This window comes from Psychrobacter immobilis (genome assembly GCF_904846235.1).
Lineage (GTDB): Bacteria > Pseudomonadota > Gammaproteobacteria > Pseudomonadales > Moraxellaceae > Psychrobacter > Psychrobacter immobilis_C.
Window position 1 is genome coordinate 1 of sequence record NZ_CAJGZN010000041.1, and the last position, 5421, is coordinate 5421.

Below are 5421 nucleotides of genomic sequence, written 5' to 3' on the forward strand. Positions count from 1 at the left end.
AGAATAGAGAGCTGACGATGACCTACTCTCACATGGGCGAACCACACTACCATTGGCGCTACGATGTTTCACTTCTGAGTTCGGGAAGGGATCAGGTGGGGCCATCGCGCTATTGTCGTCAGCAAAGGGGGTTAGATATGAGTCTGTTATTTTTATTGTTTGACTATAAATGTTTAGTTTATGGTCGATCAACTTGTAACCTAACTGAATCAAGGTTAAAGGTGATATCGAAATGTTCTTTCTTTATTCTATAGCCTGAGCTATACAAGATAGATTAATTAGACTTGTATACAAACCACTTGGGTGTTGTATGGTCAAGCCAAACGAGCAATTAGTACAGGTTAGCTACACGCATCGCTGCGCTTCCACACCCTGCCTATCAACGTCCTAGTCTTGAACGGCTCTTTAGGGAAATCTAATCTTGAGGTGGGCTTCCCGCTTAGATGCTTTCAGCGGTTATCCCATCCGAACGTAGCTACCGGGCAATGCCACTGGCGTGACAACCCGAACACCAGAGGTTCGTCCACTCTGGTCCTCTCGTACTAGGAGCAGATCCTCTCAAATTTCCAACGCCCACGGTAGATAGGGACCGAACTGTCTCACGACGTTCTAAACCCAGCTCGCGTACCTCTTTAAATGGCGAACAGCCATACCCTTAGGACCTGCTTCAGCCCTAGGATGAGATGAGCCGACATCGAGGTGCCAAACACCGCCGTCGATATGAACTCTTGGGCGGTATCAGCCTGTTATCCCCAGAGTACCTTTTATCCGTTGAGCGATGGCCCTTCCATACAGAACCACCGGATCACTAAGACCTACTTTCGTACCTGCTCGACTTGTGGGTCTCGCAGTTAAGCGCGCTTTTGCCTTTATACTCTACGACCGATTTCCGACCGGTCTGAGCGCACCTTCGTACTCCTCCGTTACTCTTTAGGAGGAGACCGCCCCAGTCAAACTACCCACCATACATTGTCCTCGGTATTGTTATACCTGAGTTAGAACCCCAACATGACCAGGGTGGTATTTCAAGATTGGCTCCACCGAGACTAGCGTCTCGGCTTCAAAGCCTCCCACCTATCCTGCACAAGTCAGGTCAAAGTTCAATGTAAAGCTGTAGTAAAGGTTCACGGGGTCTTTCCGTCTAGCCGCGGGTACACAGCATCTTCACTGCGATTTCGATTTCACTGAGTCTCTGCTGGAGACAGCGCTGCCATCATTATGTCATTCGTGCAGGTCGGAACTTACCCGACAAGGAATTTCGCTACCTTAGGACCGTTATAGTTACGGCCGCCGTTTACTGGGGCTTCGATCAAGAGCTTCGCTTACGCTAACCCCATCAATTAACCTTCCAGCACCGGGCAGACATCACACCCTATACGTCCACTTTCGTGTTTGCAGAGTGCTGTGTTTTTAATAAACAGTTGCAGCAGCCTGGTATCTGCGACTGCCAACAGCTCAAGGAGCAAGTCCTATCACCATCAACAGCGTACCTTCTCCCGAAGTTACGGTACCATTTTGCCTAGTTCCTTCAGCAGAGTTCTCTCAAGCGCCTTGGTATTCTCTACCTGATCACCTGTGTCGGTTTAGGGTACGATTCGTTTATAACTATTGCTTAGAAGCTTTTCCTGGAAGCATGGTATTTGCCACTTCGCTGTACAAGTACAGCTTGCTATCAGATCTCGGTATAGAATAGCCCGGATTTACCTAAGCTATAAACCTACATCCTTTCACCTGGACAACCAACGCCAGGCTGACATAACCTTCTCCGTCCCTCCATCGCATTATAAACAAGTATCGGAATATTAACCGATTTCCCATCGACTACGCCTTTCGGCCTCGCCTTAGGGGTCGACTCACCCAGCCCCGATTAACGTTGGACTGGAACCCTTGATCTTCCGGCGTGCGAGCTTTTCACTCGCATTATCGTTACTCACGTCAGCATTCGCTCTTGTGATACCTCCAGCATGCTTTACAACACACCTTCACAGGCTTACACAACGCTCCCCTACCACTTGAAAACAAATTCAAATCCGCAGCTTCGGCTCCTAGTTTGAGCCCCGTTACATCTTCCGCGCGGGCCGACTCGACTAGTGAGCTATTACGCTTTCTTTAAAGGATGGCTGCTTCTAAGCCAACCTCCTAGCTGTCTATGCCTTCCCACCTCGTTTCCCACTTAACTAGGAATTTGGGGCCTTAGCTGGCGGTCTGGGTTGTTTCCCTCTCCACGATGGACGTTAGCACCCACCGTGTGTCTCCCGGATATCACTCATCGGTATTCGGAGTTTGCATCGGTTTGGTAAGTCGGTATGACCCCCTAGCCGAAACAGTGCTCTACCCCCAATGGTGTTCGTCCGAGGCGCTACCTAAATAGCTTTCGGGGAGAACCAGCTATCACCGAGTTTGATTAGCCTTTCACCCCTATCCACAAGTCATCCCCTGGCTTTTCAACGACAGTGGGTTCGGTCCTCCGGTGCCTGTTACGGCACTTTCAACCTGCTCATGGATAGATCACTCGGTTTCGGGTCTATACCCTGCAACTAAACGCCCTATTAAGACTCGGTTTCCCTACGGCTCCCCTAAACGGTTAACCTTGCTACAGAATATAAGTCGCTGACCCATTATACAAAAGGTACGCGGTCACCCAACAAGTGGGCTCCCACTGCTTGTACGCACACGGTTTCAGGTTCTATTTCACTCCCCTCACAGGGGTTCTTTTCGCCTTTCCCTCACGGTACTGGTTCACTATCGGTCAGTCAGGAGTATTTAGCCTTGGAGGATGGTCCCCCCATCTTCAAACAGGATTTCTCGTGCCCCGCTCTACTTAATATGTTAACTCTAATGTTTCGAATACAGGACTATCACCTACTACGGTCAGCTTTCCCACGCTGTTCTTCTACATTAGAATTAATCGGCTTCTCCCCGTTCGCTCGCCGCTACTAGGGGAATCTCAATTGATGTCTATTCCTAAGGGTACTGAGATGTTTCACTTCCCCTCGTTCGCTTCCTAATAAATTAGGATACCTACCTTATGGTAAGTGGGTTTCCCCATTCAGAAATCTCCGGATCACAGGATATTGCCGCCTCCCCGAAGCTTATCGCAGGCTGTCACGTCTTTCATCGCCTCTGACTGCCAAGGCATCCACCATGTGCGCTTCATTACTTGACCATACAACCCCAAGTAGTCTTTCGACTTCTAAGTGTCATACAATCTAATTATGATAACGATATCACCTATGTTTATACGCTTGATTCAGTTCTCTTTACTTTTTTAATAACTCACCCCTGGGATAACAACTGATGTCGTTAAGAGGTGAGTTATTAAGGTTAAGAAGTGCGCGTGAACACGCTCTTCTTAACCCAGACTCATATCTATGTTTTTAAATAGTCTCTATGCTCTCGTCGAGTCACAGATTCTGTATAAAACAGAAAGAAGTAATCAATTAAAATCACTTGTTTCTATTTAATACCTATTTATTTATTAGCATCTAAAGCTTACTTAACCGTCTTAGTAGTGGTGGAGCCAAACGGAGTCGAACCGTTGACCTCCTGCGTGCAAGGCAGGCGCTCTACCAACTGAGCTATGGCCCCATTGTAAAATGGTGGGTCTAGGTGGACTTGAACCACCGACCCCCGCGTTATCAACACGGTGCTCTAACCAGCTGAGCTACAGACCCTAATACGTTTGTTAAAAACGTAAGCTTAAACTAAAGAACAACTTGTTGTGAATTCTTGCTGACCGAATGCGTCTATAAGGAGGTGATCCAGCCGCAGGTTCCCCTACGGCTACCTTGTTACGACTTCACCCCAGTCATCAACCACACCGTGGTGAACGCCTCCCCGAAGGTTAAGCTATCCACTTCTGGTGCAATCAACTCCCATGGTGTGACGGGCGGTGTGTACAAGGCCCGGGAACGTATTCACCGCGGCATTCTGATCCGCGATTACTAGCGATTCCTACTTCATGGAGTCGAGTTGCAGACTCCAATCTGGACTACGATAGGCTTTTTGAGATTCGCATCACATCGCTGTGTAGCTGCCCTCTGTACCTACCATTGTAGCACGTGTGTAGCCCTGGTCGTAAGGGCCATGATGACTTGACGTCGTCCCCGCCTTCCTCCAGTTTGTCACTGGCAGTATCCTTAGAGTTCCCGGCTTAACCCGCTGGTAACTAAGGACAAGGGTTGCGCTCGTTGCGGGACTTAACCCAACATCTCACGACACGAGCTGACGACAGCCATGCAGCACCTGTATTCTAATTCCCGAAGGCACTCCCGCATCTCTGCAGGATTCTAGATATGTCAAGACCAGGTAAGGTTCTTCGCGTTGCATCGAATTAAACCACATGCTCCACCGCTTGTGCGGGCCCCCGTCAATTCATTTGAGTTTTAACCTTGCGGCCGTACTCCCCAGGCGGTCTACTTATTGCGTTAGCTGCGTCACTAAGTCCTCAAGGGACCCAACGACTAGTAGACATCGTTTACGGCGTGGACTACCAGGGTATCTAATCCTGTTTGCTACCCACGCTTTCGAGCCTCAGTGTCAGTATGATGCCAGGAAGCTGCCTTCGCCATCGGTATTCCTTCAGATCTCTACGCATTTCACCGCTACACCTGAAATTCTACTTCCCTCTCACCTACTCTAGCCTAACAGTTTCAGATGCAGTTCCCAGGTTAAGCCCGGGGATTTCACATCTGACTTATCAAGCCACCTACGCTCGCTTTACGCCCAGTAATTCCGATTAACGCTTGCACCCTCTGTATTACCGCGGCTGCTGGCACAGAGTTAGCCGGTGCTTATTCTGCAGCTAATGTCATCGCTAACGGGTATTAACCGTTAGGTCTTCTTCACTGCTTAAAGTGCTTTACAACCAAAAGGCCTTCTTCACACACGCGGCATGGCTGGATCAGGGTTTCCCCCATTGTCCAATATTCCCCACTGCTGCCTCCCGTAGGAGTCCGGGCCGTGTCTCAGTCCCGGTGTGGCTGATCATCCTCTCAGACCAGCTACAGATCGTCGCCATGGTAGGCCTTTACCCCACCATCTAGCTAATCCGACTTAGGCTCATCTAATAGCGAGAGCAGTAAACTGCCCCCTTTCTCCCGTAGGTCGTATGCGGTATTAATACGAGTTTCCCCGTGCTATCCCCCACTACTAGGTAGATTCCTAAGTATTACTCACCCGTCCGCCGCTCGACGCCTGGTAGCAAGCTACCATCGTTTCCGCTCGACTTGCATGTGTTAAGCCTGCCGCCAGCGTTCAATCTGAGCCATGATCAAACTCTTCAGTTTAATCTTGCTATGAAGCTCTTTAAAGAAGCTTCTAAACTTGGCTCATCTAATCTGGCAAAATCGCTAAAAATTATGTTCGTAATGAATTAACTTTGAGTTTTTCTGCTGTCTTAAATGATAATTTTTATAGTTA

Annotated in this window: 2 tRNA genes and 3 rRNA genes; all 5 read right to left on the reverse strand. The window is 48.8% G+C overall.

Features of this window, described 5'->3' with window-relative positions:
• Positions 1-9: 9 nt before the first annotated feature.
• The 5 genes from rrf to JMX07_RS13340 all read right to left on the reverse strand — a co-directional run bounded on the left by rrf (position 10) and on the right by JMX07_RS13340 (position 5288).
• Positions 10-123: ribosomal RNA gene (gene rrf / locus JMX07_RS13320) — 5S ribosomal RNA — on the reverse strand.
• Between the two features lie 187 nt (positions 124-310).
• Positions 311-3166 (reverse strand): 23S ribosomal RNA (locus tag JMX07_RS13325).
• A gap of 346 nt (positions 3167-3512) precedes the next feature.
• Positions 3513-3588: transfer RNA gene (locus tag JMX07_RS13330), tRNA-Ala, on the reverse strand.
• 9 nt (positions 3589-3597) lie between these two features.
• Positions 3598-3674 (reverse strand) — tRNA-Ile (locus JMX07_RS13335).
• Between the two features lie 75 nt (positions 3675-3749).
• Positions 3750-5288 (reverse strand): 16S ribosomal RNA (locus JMX07_RS13340).
• Together the 16S, 23S and 5S rRNA genes with 2 tRNA genes alongside form the textbook arrangement of a ribosomal RNA operon.
• Positions 5289-5421 lie beyond the last annotated feature (133 nt).